The 19,269-nt window shown below is 70.3% G+C and carries 14 protein-coding genes and 1 pseudogene; 8 read left to right on the top strand and 7 right to left on the bottom strand.

Annotated elements, in window-relative coordinates:
• Positions 1 to 29 precede the first annotated feature (29 nt).
• Complete coding sequence (snpA, locus tag ACIQ7M_RS27545; RefSeq protein ID WP_403649230.1) at positions 30 to 710, top strand: snapalysin; 681 nt, start codon at positions 30 to 32, stop codon at positions 708 to 710.
• Between the two features lie 275 nt (positions 711 to 985).
• On the opposite strand, the gene ACIQ7M_RS27550 is transcribed toward snpA, so the two are convergent.
• Positions 986 to 3,118, bottom strand: coding sequence for a glycoside hydrolase family 6 protein (locus tag ACIQ7M_RS27550; protein WP_403649233.1), 2,133 nt, complete (start codon positions 3,116 to 3,118; stop codon positions 986 to 988).
• Between the two features lie 848 nt (positions 3,119 to 3,966).
• On the opposite strand from ACIQ7M_RS27550, the gene ACIQ7M_RS27555 reads away from it, so the two are divergent.
• Positions 3,967 to 5,781, top strand: coding sequence for a cellulase family glycosylhydrolase (locus ACIQ7M_RS27555; RefSeq protein ID WP_403649236.1), 1,815 nt, complete (start codon positions 3,967 to 3,969; stop codon positions 5,779 to 5,781).
• Between the two features lie 156 nt (positions 5,782 to 5,937).
• Here the strand turns inward: ACIQ7M_RS27555 and ACIQ7M_RS27560 are convergent, their stop codons facing one another.
• Positions 5,938 to 6,771 carry a hypothetical protein gene (locus tag ACIQ7M_RS27560; RefSeq protein ID WP_403649239.1) on the bottom strand — a complete coding sequence of 278 codons (834 nt, stop codon included), beginning with the start codon at positions 6,769 to 6,771 and terminating at the stop codon, positions 5,938 to 5,940.
• Between the two features lie 113 nt (positions 6,772 to 6,884).
• Between ACIQ7M_RS27560 and ACIQ7M_RS27565 the strand changes: the two are divergent.
• Positions 6,885 to 7,085: pseudogene (locus ACIQ7M_RS27565) on the top strand (DNA-binding response regulator); the annotation flags it as partial.
• Between the two features lie 173 nt (positions 7,086 to 7,258).
• Here ACIQ7M_RS27565 and ACIQ7M_RS27570 read toward each other — a convergent pair.
• Entirely contained in the window at positions 7,259 to 8,050 is a 792-nt protein-coding gene (locus ACIQ7M_RS27570) for an SDR family oxidoreductase (RefSeq protein ID WP_403649242.1), read from the bottom strand.
• Between ACIQ7M_RS27570 and ACIQ7M_RS27575 the strand changes: the two genes are divergently transcribed.
• Positions 8,043 to 8,402, top strand: a complete 360-nt coding sequence (locus tag ACIQ7M_RS27575; protein ID WP_386983306.1) for a winged helix-turn-helix transcriptional regulator — start codon at positions 8,043 to 8,045, stop codon at positions 8,400 to 8,402. The genes ACIQ7M_RS27570 and ACIQ7M_RS27575 overlap by 8 nt on opposite strands.
• 89 nt (positions 8,403 to 8,491) lie before the next feature.
• Positions 8,492 to 9,043 carry a hypothetical protein gene (locus ACIQ7M_RS27580; RefSeq protein WP_403649246.1) on the top strand — a complete coding sequence of 184 codons (552 nt, stop codon included), beginning with the start codon at positions 8,492 to 8,494 and terminating at the stop codon, positions 9,041 to 9,043.
• Positions 9,044 to 9,191: 148 nt separating this feature from the next.
• Here ACIQ7M_RS27580 and ACIQ7M_RS27585 read toward each other — a convergent pair whose 3' ends face one another.
• Together ACIQ7M_RS27585 and ACIQ7M_RS27590 are read right to left on the bottom strand one after the other, a co-directional pair.
• Entirely contained in the window at positions 9,192 to 9,887 is a 696-nt protein-coding gene (locus tag ACIQ7M_RS27585; protein ID WP_386983259.1) for a type 1 glutamine amidotransferase domain-containing protein, read from the bottom strand.
• Positions 9,888 to 10,619: 732 nt separating this feature from the next.
• On the bottom strand, positions 10,620 to 11,669 hold the full coding sequence (locus tag ACIQ7M_RS27590; RefSeq protein ID WP_403649250.1) for a GlxA family transcriptional regulator: 1,050 nt from the start codon (positions 11,667 to 11,669) through the stop codon (positions 10,620 to 10,622).
• Between the two features lie 464 nt (positions 11,670 to 12,133).
• On the opposite strand from ACIQ7M_RS27590, the gene ACIQ7M_RS27595 reads away from it, so the two are divergent.
• Positions 12,134 to 13,288 carry a TDT family transporter gene (locus ACIQ7M_RS27595; protein ID WP_403649253.1) on the top strand — a complete coding sequence of 385 codons (1,155 nt, stop codon included), beginning with the start codon at positions 12,134 to 12,136 and terminating at the stop codon, positions 13,286 to 13,288.
• Between the two features lie 31 nt (positions 13,289 to 13,319).
• Here ACIQ7M_RS27595 and ACIQ7M_RS27600 read toward each other — a convergent pair whose 3' ends face one another.
• Together ACIQ7M_RS27600 and ACIQ7M_RS27605 are read right to left on the bottom strand one after the other, a co-directional pair.
• Positions 13,320 to 14,924, bottom strand: coding sequence for a DUF488 family protein (locus ACIQ7M_RS27600; RefSeq protein WP_403649256.1), 1,605 nt, complete (start codon positions 14,922 to 14,924; stop codon positions 13,320 to 13,322).
• A 142-nt stretch (positions 14,925 to 15,066) separates the two neighbouring features.
• Entirely contained in the window at positions 15,067 to 17,823 is a 2,757-nt protein-coding gene (locus ACIQ7M_RS27605; protein WP_403649259.1) for a multifunctional oxoglutarate decarboxylase/oxoglutarate dehydrogenase thiamine pyrophosphate-binding subunit/dihydrolipoyllysine-residue succinyltransferase subunit, read from the bottom strand.
• A 522-nt stretch (positions 17,824 to 18,345) separates the two neighbouring features.
• Between ACIQ7M_RS27605 and ACIQ7M_RS27610 the strand changes: the two genes are divergently transcribed.
• Together ACIQ7M_RS27610 and ACIQ7M_RS27615 are read left to right on the top strand one after the other, a co-directional pair.
• Positions 18,346 to 18,744, top strand: coding sequence for a winged helix DNA-binding protein (locus ACIQ7M_RS27610; protein WP_403649262.1), 399 nt, complete (start codon positions 18,346 to 18,348; stop codon positions 18,742 to 18,744).
• On the top strand, positions 18,741 to 19,190 hold the full coding sequence (locus ACIQ7M_RS27615) for a DUF6884 domain-containing protein (protein WP_403649265.1): 450 nt from the start codon (positions 18,741 to 18,743) through the stop codon (positions 19,188 to 19,190). Before ACIQ7M_RS27610 ends, ACIQ7M_RS27615 begins: the two co-directional genes overlap by 4 nt.
• The last annotated feature ends 79 nt before the right edge of the window (positions 19,191 to 19,269 follow it).

Genomic DNA, 19,269 nt, shown 5'->3' on the forward strand with positions numbered 1-19,269 from the left:
TAGGAGCACCACACATGTTGTCCTCCCGCATGAGGTCGAAGACATCCAGGAGACTCCTGGCACTCACGCTCGGCTTCGGTCTGGCGTCCGCCGCGCTCGGCACAGCGACACCCGCGAGCGCCCGGTCTGTCGAATCGGTTCCGGTCGGCTCGACCGGCGTCGCAAGCGCCCGGTACTCCGGCTCGGCCGAGGACGCCGCCGGCAACAAGGCGTTCTTCGAAGCGGTGCTGAAGTCGGTCGCCGAGAAGCAGGCGGCGAACCCCTCCCTGGCTTCGGTGACCGTCTACTACAACGCCTCCCAGGCACCGACCTTCCGCTCCCAGATAGCGAGTTCCGCCTCGATCTGGAACAGCTCCGTGTCGAACGTCAAGCTCCAGGCGACCACGAGCGGTGCGGACTTCACGTACTACGAGGGCAACGACTCACGCGGGTCCTACGCCTCGACGAACGGGCACGGTCGCGGCTACATCTTCCTCGACTACGCGCAGAACCGGCAGTACGACTCGATCCGAGTCACCGCTCACGAGACCGGCCACGTGCTGGGTCTGCCGGACCACTACAGCGGTCCCTGCAGCGAGCTCATGTCGGGAGGCGGCCCGGGCACGTCCTGCACCAACCGCTACCCGAACGCGACCGAGCGCTCCCGTGTCAACCAGCTCTGGGTCAACGGCCTCGCGAAGGCTATCGCCAAGTTGAACAAGACACGCTGACCCGGCGCCCGGCGTTCGGTCCGGGCCGCGCGGCACAGCACTCCGGGCCGGGTCGCGGCATCACGTCGCGGCCCGGCCCTGGGCCGTTCCGCGCGCGTCCGCACCGTCGCCGACAGCGCGGGCGGCTGGAGCGCCCCGACCCTCACCGCGGTGCGTCAGCCGCTCCAGGCCATGGCGGCCATGGCGCCCGCACGCTGCTGCGGCTGAGCGGCGCGGCCCGAACGCGCGAGGGCCGGAGCGTCGCCGCTCCGGCCCCCTTGTCCGTTCCGCCCGCTCTACGGCTCGGTGCCCCAGACCAGGGTTCCCGACACGTACACGGTCACCTTCGCCGCGTCCGCGTAGGAGGTGTTGGTGCCGCGGCTGTAGTCGTTGGACTCGTCGAAGTTCGACCAGTCCGACTTGGCCATGCGCAACTGCAGTTCACCGCTGTCCGCTCCGGCCGCGAGCGAACCGGAGTTGAAGCCCACCTCGACGTAGTGGTCCGCGCCCGTGCGGCTCGGGGAGACGGCGCTCACCGAGGTCTTCACCGTGGAGCAGCCGAGCTGCGCCCAGTCGCAGAAGGTCTGGTAGCCGGCGGAGGTGGACTCCCCGGTGAACCAGTAGCGGATGGTCACCTTGGACAGATCGACCGCGCCGGAACCGCCGTTGACCAGCTTGAGACCGGGCTTGACCTGGTTGTCGGCGGCGGAGGAGTCGTTGTTCTTGTACTGCGCCTTGAGCCCAGTCGAACCGCCTCCTCCCGACGATGCCTTGGTGGTGGCGGACACCGCCGCGGACGACGCCGAGACGTTGCCGGCCGCGTCCTTGGCCTTGACGGTGTAGCTGTATGTGGTGGAGGCGGCGAGCCCGCTGTCGGTGTAGGACGTGGTGGTGGCGCTGCCGACCTTGGTGCCGTCGCGGTAGACGTCGTATCCCGTGACCGCGGTGTTGTCCGTGGACGCACTCCAGCTCAGGGAGACACCGCTGCTCGTGGTGGAGCTGACCGCGAGGCCGCCGGGAGCGGTGGGGGCCTGTGTGTCACCGCCACCGCCACCCGATCCGCTCAGCGGCGGGTTGGCGTTGGCGAGCAATTGACGGAACTGGGCGGAGAACCAGTGCCCGGCGAGCGGGGAGTTGGCCAGTGCTCCGGTGAGGTTGTTCCCGTTGCGGCCGTTCCCGGTGTACGTGGGGTCGCACATCCGGTCGAAGCCCTTGCCCTCGTCGTTGTCGACGGCCTGGCTGGCCCCGTCCGACTCGCCCGGCGGCTTGGCCCACACGTAGGCGTCGATTCCGGTGTCGGGTGCGGTCGCCGGGCGCTCGCCGATGCCTGCCCCGCTCTGGTTGCACCAGTTCCCGGCGTGAATGCGCCGGTCGATGCGGCCGCCGTCCACGTAGGCGTCGACGCTGGTCGTCGGGCCGGGACCGGTCGGCCGGGCCGAACCGCCCCAACCGTTGCGCGAGGTGTCGACGAGCATGCCGATGCCGGAGTCGAAGCCCTGCGCGACGAGGGCGGTACGCAGGCCCTGCGCGTACGAACTCTCGTCGTCGTACTGGTTCCAGTCGATCCACTTCGACTGCCGCACCGTCTGGCCGTTCACCGTGTCCGTCACCTTCACGTACGGCTCTTTGGTGGCGGAGTAGTTGGCGGTGTTCACGATGAAGCCCGTCACGTCGTTCACGGTGGCGCCGCTGGTGGTGGCCGCCTTCTTGAACTCCTGGGCGGACGGGGTGAGGTTGCTGTCCCAGCCCAGCCAGCCGTGGTGACCGGCGTCGATGTAGTTGTAGGTGTTGGGGAGAGCGCCGAGCGTGTGGAGGGCGTAGCCGACGCCCTTCTCGTAGTTGCCGTTGGCCTTCATGGTGGCGCACTGGGTCGTGGAGCCTGCGGTGCCGCCGGCGTTGGTCACGAGGTTGGGCAGTGAGTCGGGCTCGATGAGGTTGACGATGCGCAGGCTCGCGTAGGCCGGGTCGGCGAGGATCGCGGCGATCGGGTCGATGTAACTGCTCTGGTAGGTGGCCAGGTCGTCGGGACCGAGTTCGCCGTTGGAGGCGAGGGCCGCGCAGTCTCGCCCCGGCAGGTCGTAGATGACGAGCTGGACGAGGTTGGCGCCCTGTGCCTTGGCCGCGTCGAGGTGCGCTTTCAGACCACGGGCGTCGGCGGTGCCCTGGATCGCGGCCATCCGGTCCAGCCAGACGAAGGTGGGCTGGTTGGAGACGGCCGAACCGCCGGGCTCGGCAGCGGCCTTGGCCGACCAGTCGGGATTCACGTAGGCCTTCGCGCCGACGTAGGGATTGTCGAGTTTGGCGGCCGCGACCGCGGTGGTCGGGAGCGCGGTCACGGACAGGGCTCCGAGAAGGGCGCCGACGGCCAAAGCGGCGGTCCGCTTCCGTCCGATTCGGCGCACGGTGGAGTCGGGTCTACGGGAAGGCATCAGCCATCTCCTGGGGAGAGCAGACAAGTACGGTCGGCGTGCTGGGTCACAGACGTCCGCCCGGTGTGCCGCGTCCCTGGCACACCGGGCGGGTGTCCGCCGGGCAGGCGTTGCGTGCGGGCATGACGAAGGTGCGACCGTGTGCGTCGCGCAAGGTGGAACCGAGGGGCCGTCGAGCTTGGACGCGCGCCGGCGTCGTCCGGACGTGGGTCCGGCGTTCTCGTCGTGGCGCACGGACAGTGGCCGGTCGTTGAGAGGACGGTGGGGCTGGGACACCGAACGTGGGAGCGCTCCCAAAGTGCAGTGCCTCCACTCCAGATGTCAACACCCGTGCAAAGAGTGCCTTCCTGACGATCCGTTGCATGCCCGCCTCCCCGCCTAGGACTCGCCCACGGCCGCATGGGCGCACGCCAGATCACGGCATACGCGAACACGACGGCGTCCGAGGAGCGCCGGGCGAGGACTGCGGGGGCCCGGGAGGCGGGGGCACGCCCGCCACCGGGGTCACCCTCCCTCGCCACCGGGGTCACCCTCCCCGCGGCCGGGGGCACGCCCGCCATGGCCAGGGGTACGTCCTCCGTGGCCAGGATGGCGCGGGCATGGCCGAAATGGAGCGCACGCGTTGGCCGACATCCACACGGAGGAGGCGATCACCGCGCAAGGTATTGACGCGAACACGCTTAGTGGCTTCCATGTGCGCAGTCCGGCTTGGACGAGCCGGCCGTCGGGAGCGGGACACTCCTGCCGGTCCGCGGGAGCCGTCATGCCGGACGCCCATCCACCTGCCCGCCCGGAGACGTGCGCCCAAGAATGGGAGCGCTCCCACCCGGAGAGGACCCCCCCCCACCATGCGTCACCCACCCTCGTTCCGCGTCAGGCGTGCCCTGGTCGCGCTCCTCACCGCGGCACTCGCGGCAGTCGTTCCCTTCACGGTGGCGGTACCGGCGCGGGCGGCCGCCGCGCCGTCGAATGCGGCAGCCGTGTCCGGCGCCGGATACTGGCACACCGACGGCCGCCGGATCGTCGACGCACAGAACCAGCCGGTGCGCATGGCCGGCATCAACTGGTTCGGGTTCGAGACCTCCAACTACGTGGCGCACGGACTCTGGTCACGCGACTACAAGTCGATGATCGACCAGATGAAGACCCTGGGCTACAACACGATCCGCCTGCCCTACAGCGACGACATCTTCAAGGGCACCCAACCCAACGGCATCAGCTACGCCAACGGTCTGAACGCCGACCTTCAGGGGCTCAACTCCCTCCAGGTGATGGACAAGATCGTCGGTTACGCGGGCTCGATCGGCCTCAAGGTAGTACTCGACCGTCATCGGCCCGACTCCTCCGCCCAGTCGGCACTCTGGTACACCTCCGCCGTCCCCGAGACGACCTGGATCGCGAACCTCAAGGCCCTGGCGTCGCGTTACCAGGGCAACACCGCCGTGATCGGCATCGACCTGCACAACGAGCCGCACGACCCCGCCTGTTGGGGATGCGGTGACACGAACACCGACTGGCGTCTCGCCGCCGAACGGGCCGGCAACGCGGTCCTGTCCGTCAACTCCAGCCTGCTGATCTTCGTCGAGGGCGTCCAGACGGTGAACGGTCAGAGCACCTGGTGGGGCGGCAACCTCTCCGGAGTCGCCACCGCGCCGGTGCGGCTGAGTGTCGCCAACCGCCTCGTCTACTCGGCCCACGACTACGCCACCAGCGTCGCTCAGCAACCGTGGTTCAGCGACCCGTCCTTCCCGGCGAACATGCCGGCCGTCTGGGACAAGTACTGGGGCTACATCTTCAAACAGAACATCGCCCCCGTCTGGCTCGGCGAGTTCGGCACCACCCTGCAGTCGACGGTCGACCAGAAGTGGCTCGCGGCGCTCGTCGACTACCTGCGGCCCACCAGCACGTACGGGGCCGACAGCTTCAACTGGACCTTCTGGTCGTGGAATCCGAACTCCGGCGACACGGGAGGCATCCTCAAGGACGACTGGCAGACCGTGGACACCGTCAAGGACGGCTATCTCGCCACCGCCAAGGCTCCGGGCTTCTCCGGAGGCGGAGGCGGGGGCGGCGGAGACACGACCGCGCCCTCGACACCCACCGGACTGGCCGTGACCGCTACCACCGCGTCAACTGTGTCGCTGTCGTGGAAAGCGTCCACCGACGACACCGGGGTGACCGGCTACGACGTCTACCGCGGCACGGCCAAGGCGGGTCAGATCACCGGCACGTCCTTCACCGACACGGGCCTCACCGCCGGCACGTCGTACGACTACACCGTGCGGGCGCGCGACGCGGCCGGCAACACCTCTCCGGCGTCCGCGTCGGTCACCGCGACGACCACCGGCACCGGGGGCGGCTCCAGCGGATGCAAGGCCACCTACAAGGTGAGCAGCGACTGGGGCAGTGGATTCAACGCCGACGTCACGGTCACCAACACGGGCTCCTCGGCGACCAAGTCGTGGCAGGTCACCTGGGAATGGCCCGGCAACCAGACCATCTCCGGAATGTGGAACGCCTCCTACAGCCAGGTGGGCAAAGCGGTGACCGCGAGCAATGCCGACCACAACGGCGCCATCGCGGCCGGGGCCTCGACCGGCTTCGGGTTCAGCGCGGCGCCGGGTGGCGCGGGTACGCCGGCTCTGAGCTGTCGGGCCGGCTAGCGGGATCGCCGCGACCTGCCCCGGCCGGGGCGAACGTAGTCCAGTCGCTGGATTCCGCCGCGCACGCGGACGTTCTGGGCGTGCTGGACTGCGTCGTCCGAGAGGACGTGACGCGACGATCGCGACGGCCAGGGCAGAATCGGCGAACTGGCCGAACTAGCCGAACTTGAGGAGCACGTCGGCGACGGTGGCCCGGTACGTCCGCAGCGCCAGCAGTCCGGCGGCGTAGCGGTCGCGGTGCCGGGTGATGTCCACGGCCTGTTTCCGCGCCCGTACGGTGTGCCAGAGCTCGGCCGTGTGGTGGCGGCGCTTGCAGGTGACGTCCGCGGCGGCGGTGGCCCGCTCCCGCTGTGTATGCCGGGTGTTGCCGTCACTCCTCCGCCGCCAGGTGGTGTCCGAGTACGCGGCGACGGGGTCGGGATAGCGCGGGAATCCTTGTTCCGCCACGCAGCGGGACCACGTCGCCCAAGCAGCGCGCAGGCGTGGGTCGCGCTTGACCGCCTTGTCGACCTCGATCGCCCGTGTGCTCGCGTAGAGCCAGTCCCGCTCGAGGTCGATACCCCGCATCAGCCGCCGGTTCGCGTCGGTGTTGCAGGCGGGGAGGTCCGCGTACTCCGCGTTGGTCATCCGGCGACCCTTCGGCTGGGGAGCCAGGGGTTTCGCCGGGTCCCAGCCGTAGCCCCAGCGGCGGGCGTCGGCGAGATCCAGGACGCCGTAGTCGGTGCTGAGGGCGGTGAGGACGACAGGATCGCCGGGGTAGCGGGGGTCGAGCGGGAACCCCGGATGCCCGTGCTCCGCCATGCACTGCCGTACCAGCAACGCCGTGGCCCGTTGGGATCGTTGAAAGTCCTGCGGGGTGAAGTCGTAGCGGTCGGTGGGCAGTGGACCGAGGTCCGCCGCCGTGCGGATGACTCTCGGCCCATCTGGACCGGAGACACAGATCGCCGCCAGCACCGCCACGGCACCCAGCCGCCACCCCCGCCGCATCATGTGAAGGAATGCTAGCGAGCGGCGTGCGGTCGCTGCCCGTCGCCCCCTCCCCTTCATCCGGCAACTCGGCTTCGCACGACGGCACTTCAGGTGAAAGCGAGCCCGATCCGGCAACACCACGCGAACGCGAGGTACCGGCACTGATCGCCGAAGACAAGTCCGACGGCGCGATCGCCAAGGATCTTGTCCTGCCGGCAGCGGCGATCGGCAAGTACATCGGCAACATCCTCACCGAGCTGGACCTGCCTCCGATGGAAGAGACCCACCGCAGGGTCCTCGCCGTCCTCACCTACCTGCGGCCTGATCCCGACTGAGCACACCGGGCCGCTGTGCGACGGTCAGGGCTCCCGGCATGCCGTCTCCGCTCTCAACTGCGGCACGGATGACCTCCCGATGCGCTCCCCCCGTCACAGGCACCTCGTCACGGGTCCCGTCACAGGCCGCAGCACGTGCATCGCGACACCCATCCCGGGGAACACCGTTGCGATCAGGCGGACTTGTGGCGGGCGCCGCCCTCGACATGAATCGTCTCGCCGGAGACGAAGCCCGCACGCAGGAGCCACATCACCGTGTCGACGACGTCATCGGCCTCTCCATGACGCCCGACGAAGGTCCCCGCCGCGCTCCTGCTCAGCAAAGCGGTCTTCTTCTCCCCGAGGCGATCCCATGCGCCCGAGTCGACCACCCCGGGTGAGACGGCATTGACGCGTACCGGCGCCAGATCCGCCGCCAGGTGGCGGGCGACATACTCGACCGCACCGTTCGTGGCGCCCGTGACGAGAGATCCCGGCCCGGGGCGCCAGCCCACCACACCGGAGAACAGCACCATCGACCCGGCCGGCCGCAACACCGGCGCGAAGTGCTTGGCCACCAGCATCGGGCCGACCGCCTTCGCCGTGAACGCGGCCAGCAGCTTGTCGCGGTCCAGTTCGGTCGCGCGAACGTCGTGCGGCGCCGAACCGGTCGTCACGATGTGGTCGACCCCGCCCTTCAGCCCCTCCGCCGCGGCCGCGATCGTCGACTCGTCCTGCAGGTCCACCCGCACCGCCGTGGCTCCGATCTCGGCCGCCAGCACCTCGGCGGCAGCCAGATCGCGGGCACCGACGACCACCTCGTACCCGTCCTTCGCCGCACGCCTCGCGACGGCGGCGCCCAGCGCCCGTGCACCGCCGATGACCAGGATCCGTTCCATGTGTCTCGACTCCTTCCGTAGGATCGAGCACCACGGTATGGATTTGATACCGGTATCTTCAACGGAACTGGGAGCAGCGATGGGCAAGGCGTACAACGTGATGGCGGCGACCTGCCCCAGCCGCACCGTGCTGCACCGCATCGGCGCGCGCTGGACCGTGTTCGTCGTCAACGCCCTCGACGAGGGACCTCGCCGCTTCAGCGAACTGAAGGGGCATATCCGAGGCATCACTCCAAAGGTCCTCACCGAGACCCTGCGCTCGCTGGAGGCCGACGGCCTGGTCAGCCGACACGCGTACGACGAGAACCCGCCCCGCGTCGAATACGCTCTGACACCCTTGGGCCGGTCCCTGCTCGTCCCGCTCCGCGCCGTACGACTCTGGGCCGAGGAACACGTACCGGACATCGAGGCGGCCAGATCCCGACAGCCAACTCTGTGACGACGCATGAAACATAGTGGTGAAGCGCTCAGGGCGGATCGAGTTCCCGCCCGGCCGACGGAGCTGCCCCGATCGAGGATGATGAGCTGTTGACTCCGTACTCCCTGTCGTTCTACGTGGATGTCGTCACTACCGGCACCGTGCTCGGCCTGGGCCCCGCCGACTCTCCCGACCGCGTCACGGGGGTACTCGGGTCCGACTTCGCCGAGAACTCCTTCAGCGACCGCAGCCTGTGCCGTGACTACGGCCTCGCCGAGTTCTACTGGAGCCGCGGGCGCGCCGACGACCCCTGGGCGGGCAACCACTTCACCCTTCAAGTGCACAAGCTCGCGTACCGGGACCGCACCCTCGTCAACGAAGGGCTCCGCGCCCGGTACGGAAGGTTCACTCCCCGGCTTCGGTTCGCGAAGCTGGAACGGCTGCTGAAGCGGCGTGGCGTCCCGCTGCTGGAGATCCCCGAAATCCCGGCGAACGCACCGTACTTCCGCACTTTCTGGCAGCCCGATTCCCAGGTGGCTCTCTCGGTCATCGGTACCTACGGCGAGTACAGCACGCCGAGCAATCTGCGGGTCGGCGACGTCTACCGCGTCCAAGGCCCGATGTCCGCAAAGGAAGTGGAGTCGCGGACCCGGGTCGCGTAGCACCGGGACTGGCCGAGGGCCGTCCGTGCCTCGCGAATTGCAGAGGCCCTGCCGGACGACCACCGCGCTGGACAGGGTCCCGCGGTGCGTGTACCCCCACCGCGTTGGGGCTGTTGCTGTGGAAATGTGAACGCCGCCTGGACAGTGTCTACTTGAGGATCTCCAGCATGCGGTTGCCCAACACCGCGGCGGAGTGAGGGTTTTGGCCGGTGACGAGGTTGCGGTCTTCGACCATGTACGGCTCCCACATGGGGCCCCGGCTGTAGTTGACGCCGACCTTCTCCTTGAGGTCCGTCTCCAGCAGCCACGTCGCCCGGGAGGCCAGGCCGACGGCTTCTTCCTCGTCGTTGGTGAATCCGGTGGCGTTGTAGCCCTCGAAGGGTGAAACGCCGTGGATCCGCGTGGAGAGTATCGCGGCGGGTGCGTGGCACACGATGAACAGCGGGTTTCCCGACTGCAGTTGGGCGGTGAGCAGGCGGCCCGCGTCGGCGTCGAAGGCCAGGTCCGACATGGGGCCGTGGCCGCCGGGAAGGTATACGGCGTCGTAGTCCTCCAGTCGCACGTCCGACAGCTGCAGCGGTCGGCGCATGACTTCCGCATCGCGGATGATGGCCTCCAGGTCGAGGGCACCCTGTTCACCGCCCGCCATGGACGGGCGCAGGCTCATCATGTCGACGTTGGGTGTGGCGCCGCCGGGTGTCGCCACCACGACGGAGTGGCCGGCGTCGGTGAGCAGCTTGTAGGGGTTGGCGAATTCCTCGGCCCAGTAGCCGGTCGCGTACCGTGTGCCGTCCTTCAGCACCCAGTAGGTAGCGCCGCTCACGATGAACAAGACCTTTGCCATTGCTGGGTCGCCTCCTCGGCGTTATGGCCCGTTTGGCGCGTTTAGACCCTTTCACGTTACGCTAGTGTCTTCGCGGTCAACCCGCACATCGATCAGCTGCGGTGCGCAGCGGCAACTCGTAAGTGTCCAACGGCCCCCGCTGTGCCGTGTGTTCATGTCGCGGGTTCCGTGACGCACGCATGTCAGCGCGAGGGCATCGCTTTCGTCGATGGATTCCACGATGCGACAAGTGGGAGTTGCCGTGCGGGAATCCGCTGTCCGTGTGCCCGTCGATCCGGGTCCGCCGGGCCGGCGGCCTTCGGGGCGCCGATGTCCCAGCCGGGCGGGGAACTCAGCTCACCAACACAGCAGTCTGGTGAGCTTCGATGGCGACCTGCCCATCCTCGGCCCCGACGGCGGCGTCATCGGGGCCGTCGGCGTCTCCGGCGGCCGGGTCCGCGAGGACCCCGTGTCGCCGAATCCTGCCTGGGCTCACGATGAGACGCCCGTCTCGCCGACCCGGCCACCTCACGGGTCAGGGCGAGATGGTCCAGCTGCGCGGCACCGACTTCTCCGTCCCGAACCGATGGGTCGGCGGTGCGGCGGCCCGGCCTCATCGCGCCGGCGATGCGTCAAACGCCCGCCTCCTCCCGGCCGCTGTCAGCGAACGGTCCTGCCGGCGGTGCTCCGGCACATGACCGGCCGAGGTGTCGTGCGGGGGGGACCTCCCGGACACGCGGTGGCCTCAAGACCTCACGAAACCGCGGCCTCGCGTGAAGTGCCCCCGATGGGTGTGCGGCTCCTGGCGTCCAGGGTGCCCGTCGCACCGGTGGTGCGGAAGCGGGCACGGTAGGCGCCCGGGGTGATGCCGAGCTTGCGTACGAAGGCGCGGCGCAGTGACTCGGCCGAGCCGAGGCCTGTGCGGCGGGCCACCGTGGCCATCGGGTCGTCGCCACTCTCCAGCAGCGCCTGGGCCCCTTCCAGGCGGATCTCCTCGACGTAGCGGGCCGGTGTGGTGTCCAGTTCGTCGTGGAACATGCGCGTGATGTGGCGTGAGCTCACGCCCGCCCTCCGTGCCATGGCGGCGACGGTGTGGTTCGCCGGGGGGTCTCCGGCGACGGCGTCCAGGACCTGGCGCAGCACCTCGTGGCGTACCTGCGGGGTACGGGTGCGGACGCTGAACTGGGACTGTCCGCCCGGGCGTTGCATGAAGACCACCATGTCCTTGGCCACCGTGCGGGCGGTGTGGGCGCCGTGGTCCTCCTCGACCAGGGCGAGGGACGCGTCGATGCCCGCACTGACTCCGGCCGAGGTCATGATGTGGCCGTCGCGCACGAAGAGCGCGTCGGGGTCGACCGTCACCGTGGGGTAGCGCAGGGCGAGTTCGTCGGTGAAGCGCCAGTGCGTGGTCGCTCTGCGGCCGTCGAGGAGCCCGGCCGCGGCGAGCAGGAAGGCGCCGGTGCAGACCGACACCGTGCGGCGGCTGCGCGCGTCGAGTGCCCGGACGGCGTCGAGCAGGGTGTCGTCCTTGATCAGGGACGGCCATTCGGGGCCGCCGGGGACGACGAGCACGTCGCTGTCGGAGGTCACCTGCGCGACGGACAGTTCGACGCCGAGGCCGGTGCCGGCTGAGGTGACCACGTCCGCTCCGTCCGGGGAGACGACGCGGACGCGGTATCGGCCCCCGAACTCGTTGGCCGTCGTGAACACCTCGACGGGTCCGGTGACGTCGAGGATCCGTACGCCCGGGAAGACCAGCACCGTCACCAGCAGCGGATCCCGGGCGGACGATCTGGCCTTCATGCTGTGCCTCCATGTCGGGCGGACACCCCTCAGGGTAGCCCGCGACGGGTGTCTTGACTGAGCTCGGTCAGGGGTGTCGGAGGCGGTCGCGTGACCCGGTGCCCGGGACGCTCGCCTGCCGTTCCTCGCCCGTGTTCAGCGGCCCGCCGCCGTCCGCCGGTGGCCGCGCCAAGAGACACGACACCCTCGGATCGGGACATGCACGGCCGCACCCGCTCCCGGCCCACCGGTCGAACGGCGCGGATGTCCTGGTACGAGGGCATCGTGGCGCGCGGTGACCTGTGGCGGGCCCCGCGCCGCCCCATAGCTTCGTCGAGGCCAACGGGCCCACGGTCCCGCCCACCCCGGGCGGGCCCGGCACTCGTCGGCCTTCTGCCGTTCACCGCCCCGCGCACGTCATCCGGCCACCGGGCACGCGCGCCACCGGTGCCGCCGCCGCACGAGAAGACAAGGCTCCGCACTCCGTGACATCGCACTCACGTACCACCCGGCCCGTCCAGGACGAGACCGACCCAGCTCCGGACCACACCGATGAAGCCCGCGCCCACCCCGATGGGGCCCCGCCGGAGCGCCGCACGAAGGGACGGCTCGCTCCCGGCTGGTTCGCGGCCGTCATCGGCACGGGGATCGTCGCCGACGCGGGGGCCACGCTGCCGCGCCACATCCCCGGGCTGCGCGACGCGGCCACGGTGCTCTGGGTGGCCACCGCACTGCTGCTGGTCGTCCTCGCCGTCGGCTATCTCCGGCAGCAGGCCCTGCGCGCCCACGCCGACGACCCCGTACACGTCCATTTCCTGGGGACGATGCCGATGGCCCTGCTCATCGTCGGTGCGGGAACCCTGCTGCTGGGACATCGCCTGATCGGTACGCGGGCGGCGGTCGACGTGAACTGGGTGCTGTGGTTCGCCGGCACGGCGCTGGGGCTCGTCACCGCGTGCGCCGTGCCGTATCTCATGGTCACCCGGCACCGTTTCGCACCGGACGCGGCTTTCGGCGGCTGGCTGCTGCCCGTGGTGCCACCGCTGGTCTCGGCCGCGACGGGTGCCCTGCTCGTTCCTCATGCCCCGGCCGGCCAGGCACGGCTGTCGCTGCTGCTCGGCTGTGCCGCGATGCTCGGGCTCGGACTCGTCGCCGTCATGCTGGTCCTCGCCATGCTCTACAGCCGCCTGGTGCATCACGACGCGCCCGCCGGTGTGCTGGTCCCCACGGTCTGGATCGGCGTGGGGGCCCTGGACCAGGCCGTGACCGGGATGGGCGCACTGGCCACCTCCGCCCCGAGCGGGCTGCCCGCCCCCTACGCGCGAGGGGCCGCGGTCGCGGCGCTGCTGGGCGGTGTCGGGTTGTGGGGGTTCGCGATGCTGTGGCTGGTGCTTGCCACCGCGCTGACCGTACGGGCCGTCCGCAGGGGCCTGCCCTTCGCGCCGACCTGGTGGGCCTTCATCTTCCCCCTGGGCGCAGCGGTGACCGCCACCGGCGGCCTGGCCGTCCGTTCCGGCTCACAGCCACTGGCGTGGTCCACCGTCGCCCTGTACGTGGTGCTCGTCGCCGCGTGGGCGATCGTCGTACGGCATTCACTGCGCCACGCCCTGAGCCTGGCGAGGAGCGGCCGCCGGGCGTGAGCCGCCGACGGCCGCGCCGCACGGCCCCACGCTAGGCGGCGTTCCCCGGGCGGGGCGCCCGCTCCGCCCGAGGACTCTGCCCCTGAGCAGCGCGGCTGCGGGGGCGCAGCACGCTCACCGCCATCGCGGCGAAGGTGACCGCCCAGACCACGGCCGAGACCCAGATCTCCCAGCGGCCCAAGGTGACCATCCAGGACGTCCCGGTAGCCCGTCCCAGTTCATGGGTGGTGACCGCGTACATGCCGATCGGGAAGACCAGATTCCACCAGCCCGTGTCGTAGCGCAGCGGAATGCGGCGCACCGCGTGCCTCCAGACCCCGAGGGCCAGCAGCAGCGGGATCAGCCAGGTCGAGAACGCCCACAGCACGACGGAGGAACCCATCAGGACGGGCCTCGGCAGCAGTGTGGCCGCGGTCGGCAGGGCGGCGAGGCGGACCCCGGCGAGAACCGTGATCGCCGCCGCTCCCATGAAGATCCAGACGGACGTCATGAGGCCCTCGGGCCGCACCGGGCGCGCGAGCAGTCTCGCCAGGACGATGCCGGCGATCAGCAGATACTGGACGACGCCGACGGCGAAGCACACCGCTGCCAGAACCGGCAGTACGTGCCCGGTGCCGGTATGAGCCAAGGAGGCCGCGCCCACCGCAACCGACTGGGATCCGACGGCCCACAGGAACCAGGTGCCGTTCACCTGGTCGAACGACGGGCTCCGTCTCAGCGTGGTGATGAGCGCGATCGGGATGCCGTAGTCCAGCACCAGCCAGCCGACGGCTCCGAATGCCAGGAACGCGGCGGCGGCCGTGGTGTGGCCGTCCGGCACCAGACGGGCGGCCAGCACATTCGCGGAGATGGCGATGGTGAGGAAGACGAAGGAACGGGGGCCGAGGAACTCGGCGACGAACCGCTGCCGCCGTCGCGCCAGACGCCATGCCTGGACGGGCAGAAGCAGCGCGAACCCGGCCAGGGCTGTCCAGAGAAGTACCGTGGAGACCTCGTGGGCACCGCCCAGGTACAGGGCTGTGGAGACGATGCCGGTGCCCATGACGAAGGCGAGCGCGCCGGCGTTGAGATCGGTGGCCCTCTCGGCGAGGGCCCCGCGGAAGCCGGGCGGAGCCGCGGCCTCGGCCGCGTCGGTACGGCCTGCCTTCCCGGGATCCGGGTCGGGGTGCTCGTCGGCGACGCGACCCGGCGCGGGCACGGGCGGCTTCACGAGGGTGTGACCGGGACCGGACCCGTCGGGCCTGTCGGTCCGGGCATTGGCGTGGTCCGGGTCCGCCAGCCACTCGGCGAGGACCGCCGCGTGGCTGTGCTCCGTGTCCCGGGTCGCCGTCAGCAGGGTCAGGCTGTGGTCCTGGGCCAGATCGTGCAGTTTCGCCGCGGCCCGCCGGTGACCCGGGTCGTCGAGTTCGGCGAGGTAGCGGCGGCGGAACTCGCCGAAGCGCAGCGGGTCGTACCGGTACCAACGCTGGAGCTCCGGTGACGGGGCCACCTCGCGCAACCACTCGTCGAGGGGCGCGCCGCGCCGGCGGATGCCGCCGGGCCAGACCCGGTCGACCAGTACCCGCTCGTCACCGTCGCCGCCGCCCCCGGCGGACTTCTGCTCGTAGATCCCGCGGTAGGTGATCCGCTTCGTCATGAGATGCCTTCCACCCGCGCGTGCGGAGTCCATATTTTAGCGATTGCGTATTTTGTCCGCACAGTCTGTCGTCGTAGTCCGGCGCCGTAATCCGTCGTCGCGGTCTGTCGTCGTGTTCCGTCGTCGCGGTCTGTCGTCGCGCTCACGAGAAGGCCTCCGCGAGCAGGGCCTTCTGCTCCGCCGCGTGCCGGTGCGCGGAACCGACGGCAGGTACGGGCGACTCGGGCCTACTGACGTGTTCCACCACCCGCTCCGCCGACTTCATGAGCCGCGGGGCGAGGAAGGACCAGGCCCCCTGGTTCTCCGCCTCCTCCTGCACCCAGCGCACCTTGGCGGCGGCGGGGAAGCGGGCGAGTTCGGCGGTCAGCTCCCGTTCGGGGAAGGGGTAGAGACGTTCCACGGTGACGATCGCCGTGTCCGTCCGGCCCAGTTCACGGCGGCGCGCCGCGAGGTCGTGACTGATCTTGCCGGAGCAGACCAGGATCCGGGTGACCCCGGCGGGATCCGAGGTCGTGTCCGGCAAGACCGGCAGGAACCTACCGTCGGTGAAGTCCGCCGGCGCGGAGACGGCCGCCTTCGACCGCAGCATGGACTTCGGCGTGAAGACCACCAGCGGTCGGCTCCGGCCGTCGAGCGCCTGCTGCCGCAACAGGTGGAAGTAGTTGGCGGGCAAGGTGGGCTGGGCGACGGTCATGTTGTTCTGTGCGCACAACTGCAGGAAGCGCTCGATCCGCGCGGACGAGTGGTCGGGGCCCTGCCCCTCCAGCCCGTGCGGCAACAGCAGGGTGACGCCCGAGCGCCGGCCCCACTTCTGCTCGGACGACGCGAGGTACTCGTCGACGACCGTCTGGGCTCCGTTGGCGAAGTCCCCGAACTGCGCCTCCCACAGCACCAGGGCGTCGGGCCGGGCCGTCGCGTAGCCGTACTCGAAGGCCAGGGCGGCGAGTTCGGACAGCATCGAGTCGTACACCGCGAAATCACCGCGCCGCGTGGTGAGGCTGTCCAGCGGGGTGTGCTCGTCGCCGGTACGGCGGTCGGTCAGCACGGCGTGGCGCTGGCCGAAGGTGCCGCGCCTGGAGTCCTGTCCGACCAGCCGCACCGCCACGCCCTCCAGCAGCAGCGAACCGAGCGCCAGCGTCTCGGCGGTGGTCCAGTCGGCGGTGCCGCCGTCGAGCATCTCGGTACGCCGCCGCAGCTGGGGCAGAACGCGGGGATGCACTGTGAAGCCCGAGGGCAGATCCGTCTGCGAGGCGAGCACCCGGCGGAGGGTGGACTCGCCGACCGCGGTCGGCGCCGGCGCCGGCACACCGTCCCCACGCACGACGGCGTCCGCTCCCGCGCCGGTGGACGGCTCGCTACCAGAAGCGGGCAGCCCCTGTGTCTCGGCGAAGGCCCGCTCCAGATGGTCCCGGTAGTTGCGGCGGGCACCCTCCACCTGGTCCGCCGCCAGGTCCCCGCGCCGCATCAGCGAGTCGGCGTACAGGCTGCGCACGGAAGCCCGCGCGTCGATGCGGTCGTACATCAGCGGCTGGGTGATCGACGGGTCGTCGACCTCGCTGTGCCCGTGCCTCCGATAGCACACAAGATCGACCACGACGTCCTTGTGGAAGGTCTCCCGGTAGTCGAAGGCCAGGCGCGCCACGCGGTCCACGGCCTCCGGGTCGTCGCCGTTGACGTGGAAGACCGGCGCCTCGACGGCGCGGGCCACGGCGGTGGCGTACGTGCTCGAACGACCGCTGGCGGGCGGCGTGGTGAAGCCGACCTGGTTGTTGACCACCACGTGGACGGTGCCGCCGGTGCGGTAGCCGGGCAGCTGGGACATGTTCAGCGTCTCCGCGACCACACCCTGCCCCGCGAACGCGGCATCGCCGTGGACGACGACCGGAAGGACCGGAAAGGCGTCGCCCGCTCCCCCGGTCAGGTCCTGCTTGGCACGCACCACTCCCTGGACCACCGGACCCACGATCTCCAGATGCGAGGGGTTCGCCACGACCGAAACGGCGATGCCGCGGCCGTCGAGGGCTTTGTAGGTGCCCTCCGCGCCCAGGTGGTACTTCACGTCCCCGGACCCCTGCACCGACCGCGGGTCCACCGCGTCCTCGAACTCGCCGAAGATCTGCGCGTAGGACTTGCCGACGATGTTGGCGAGGACGTTGAGCCGGCCGCGGTGGGCCATCCCGATGACCGCTTCCCCCACTCCGCTGTCGATGGCACGCAGCAGCAAGGCATCCAGCAGCACGACGGCGGACTCGCCGCCCTCGAGTGAATACCGCTTCTGACCGACGTACTTGGTCTGCAGGAAGGTCTCGAAGGCCTCGGCCGACCCCAACCTGTAGAGGATGCGCAGCTGTTCGCCGCGGTCGGGCCGCTGCCAGGGCCCCTCGACACGCCGCTGGATCCAGCGGCGTTCACCGGCGTCCTGGATGTGCATGTACTCGAACCCGGCGGTACGGCAGTAGAACTCCCGCAGCGCGTCGAACACTTCGCCGACGGTCATCAAGGAGCGGCCGGCGAACCCGTCCACGACGACCTTCTCCGCCCGGTCGGCCTCGTCGAGCCCGAAGGCGGCGACGTCCAACTCCGGGTGAACGGCCGACTCCGGGGTCAAGGGGTCCGTGACGGCCATCAGATGACCTCGCACGCGATACGCGTGGATCAGCGCCGCGACCCGGACCGCCTTGAGCTGCGCCCGGCCGTCTGCGGGCCCGGCGCCCGTGGGCGCGGGCGGTTCGGTCCGCGGGGCCGGAATCCGCCCGGACGCGAAGAACTCCCGCCACGTCCGGTCGACCGAGCCGGGATCGCGCAGGTAGCGCTGCCGCTGCTCGTCCACGACCCATTCGTTGATCCCGAACTCCGTACGGGGTGACACCGAGCGTGCGGTGTCCGATTGCGACGTCATGGCGCAGAACGCCTTCTTCCCTCACTCGAACTGTTCGGATGCCGACACGGCCGCGGCCGAGGCCCGCCTCGCATGCCCGGAACCGGGTCAGAACCCAGGTGCGGATCCTGACCGGGCCCGGTGGCCCGGTGGCCCGGTTGCCCGGAGCCCGGGACTCCGTGACTCGGGGTGTCGGAATCTCGGGACTCAGGGCCCTGGGGAGCCAGGGAATCGGGGAACCGGGGGACTCTGGGGACCCGGGGTTCGGGAGGCTCGGAGGCTCGGGTGATACCGGAAATCGACCGGTTCGACCGCGTCGCCCTGATGACGCTAGGACCCTGGCCCGGCCAACGCGGACGGCCGGGCGGGTCACGACGCCCTCACTTCGAGACATCGGCACCCGATCCCGATCCGCGCGACAGCTCGGCCGACGTGGCGAGCTGTCCGAATCCGAGGGTCCTGTGTCCGCTCGCAGGGCCATCGGGTCCACGGGCGAGCGGGTTGGGAAAGGCACGGTCGCATGCCGCGGCCGAGGAACGAACCTTGGGACGGAACATGATCGACCGCGATCCACCGGCCTCCACCTGGCGGCAACCTCCGTGCATCCTGCGGACCTTGGGCCTCTTGCACGGCGAACTGCGGGTCCACCACGGCCTGTCGCTCCACGGCTACCTCGTGCTCGGCGCACTCGCCGAAGCCACCGCACGGCCCATGCCGGTCGCCCGCCTCACGGAGATCCTGCGCGAGCCCGGAGACCGGATGTCGTACCTCCTCAAAGGACTTCAGACCGCGGGCCTGATCGAACGCCGGCGCCGTACAGCGGACCGGAGGACGGTCGAGGTCACACTGACCGACGCCGGGCGGGCCAAGTTCGCCGACGCCGAGCGGACGGCCCAGGAGGTCCTGGGCCAACACCTGATCGCCGGAGGGGAGCCGTCGTGACCGGCTCCGACCACCTGGACTGCTTCCGGCCGGAACTCCTCGTCATTCCCTGCGGCAGCCGAAAACTGGACCACCCCGCCCGGGCCGCGGACATGTACATCGGCTCGTACCACCGCGCCTGCCGCCGGACCGCCGACGCCCTGCGGCCGCAACGCCTGATCATCCTCTCCGCGCGGTACGGCCTGCTCGACCCCGATGACGTGATCGAGCCGTACGACACCCCGCACGGCGTAGCCGGCGCAACCACCGCCCAGATGATCCTCCGCCAGGCACAGGAGCGCGGCATCGTACGGCTCGACCCGGTGGTCGCTCTCGGCGGCGGACGGCACACGGCACTGGTGCGCAGCGTCTGGCCGCATGCGCGCACCCCGCTGGCCGGAGCAGGCTCGATGGGCGGCCAGATGGCCCTTCTGGCCGCAATGCGCGAGGGACAGCCTGGACGCTGACGACCATGTCGTCCGCACCAGACGGGCCGCGCCCGCACGGTCAGAGCCCTCCGAACGCGAGGTCGCGGGCAGCCTGCCG

It is taken from the genome of Streptomyces sp. NPDC096324, from assembly GCF_044763015.1.
GTDB lineage: Bacteria > Actinomycetota > Actinomycetes > Streptomycetales > Streptomycetaceae > Streptomyces.

What these genes read in the sequence shown, in the direction of transcription:
- snpA (WP_403649230.1), top strand. Translation starts at nt 30, where the DNA reads ATGAGGTCGAAGACATCCAGGAGACTCCTGGCACTCACGCTCGGCTTC.
- ACIQ7M_RS27550 (WP_403649233.1), bottom strand. Translation starts at nt 3,118, where the DNA reads ATGCCTTCCCGTAGACCCGACTCCACCGTGCGCCGAATCGGACGGAAG.
- ACIQ7M_RS27555 (WP_403649236.1), top strand. Translation starts at nt 3,967, where the DNA reads ATGCGTCACCCACCCTCGTTCCGCGTCAGGCGTGCCCTGGTCGCGCTC.
- ACIQ7M_RS27560 (WP_403649239.1), bottom strand. Translation starts at nt 6,771, where the DNA reads ATGATGCGGCGGGGGTGGCGGCTGGGTGCCGTGGCGGTGCTGGCGGCG.
- ACIQ7M_RS27575 (WP_386983306.1), top strand. Translation starts at nt 8,043, where the DNA reads ATGGGCAAGGCGTACAACGTGATGGCGGCGACCTGCCCCAGCCGCACC.
- ACIQ7M_RS27585 (WP_386983259.1), bottom strand. Translation starts at nt 9,887, where the DNA reads ATGGCAAAGGTCTTGTTCATCGTGAGCGGCGCTACCTACTGGGTGCTG.
- ACIQ7M_RS27590 (WP_403649250.1), bottom strand. Translation starts at nt 11,669, where the DNA reads ATGAAGGCCAGATCGTCCGCCCGGGATCCGCTGCTGGTGACGGTGCTG.
- ACIQ7M_RS27600 (WP_403649256.1), bottom strand. Translation starts at nt 14,924, where the DNA reads ATGACGAAGCGGATCACCTACCGCGGGATCTACGAGCAGAAGTCCGCC.
- ACIQ7M_RS27605 (WP_403649259.1), bottom strand. Translation starts at nt 17,823, where the DNA reads ATGACGTCGCAATCGGACACCGCACGCTCGGTGTCACCCCGTACGGAG.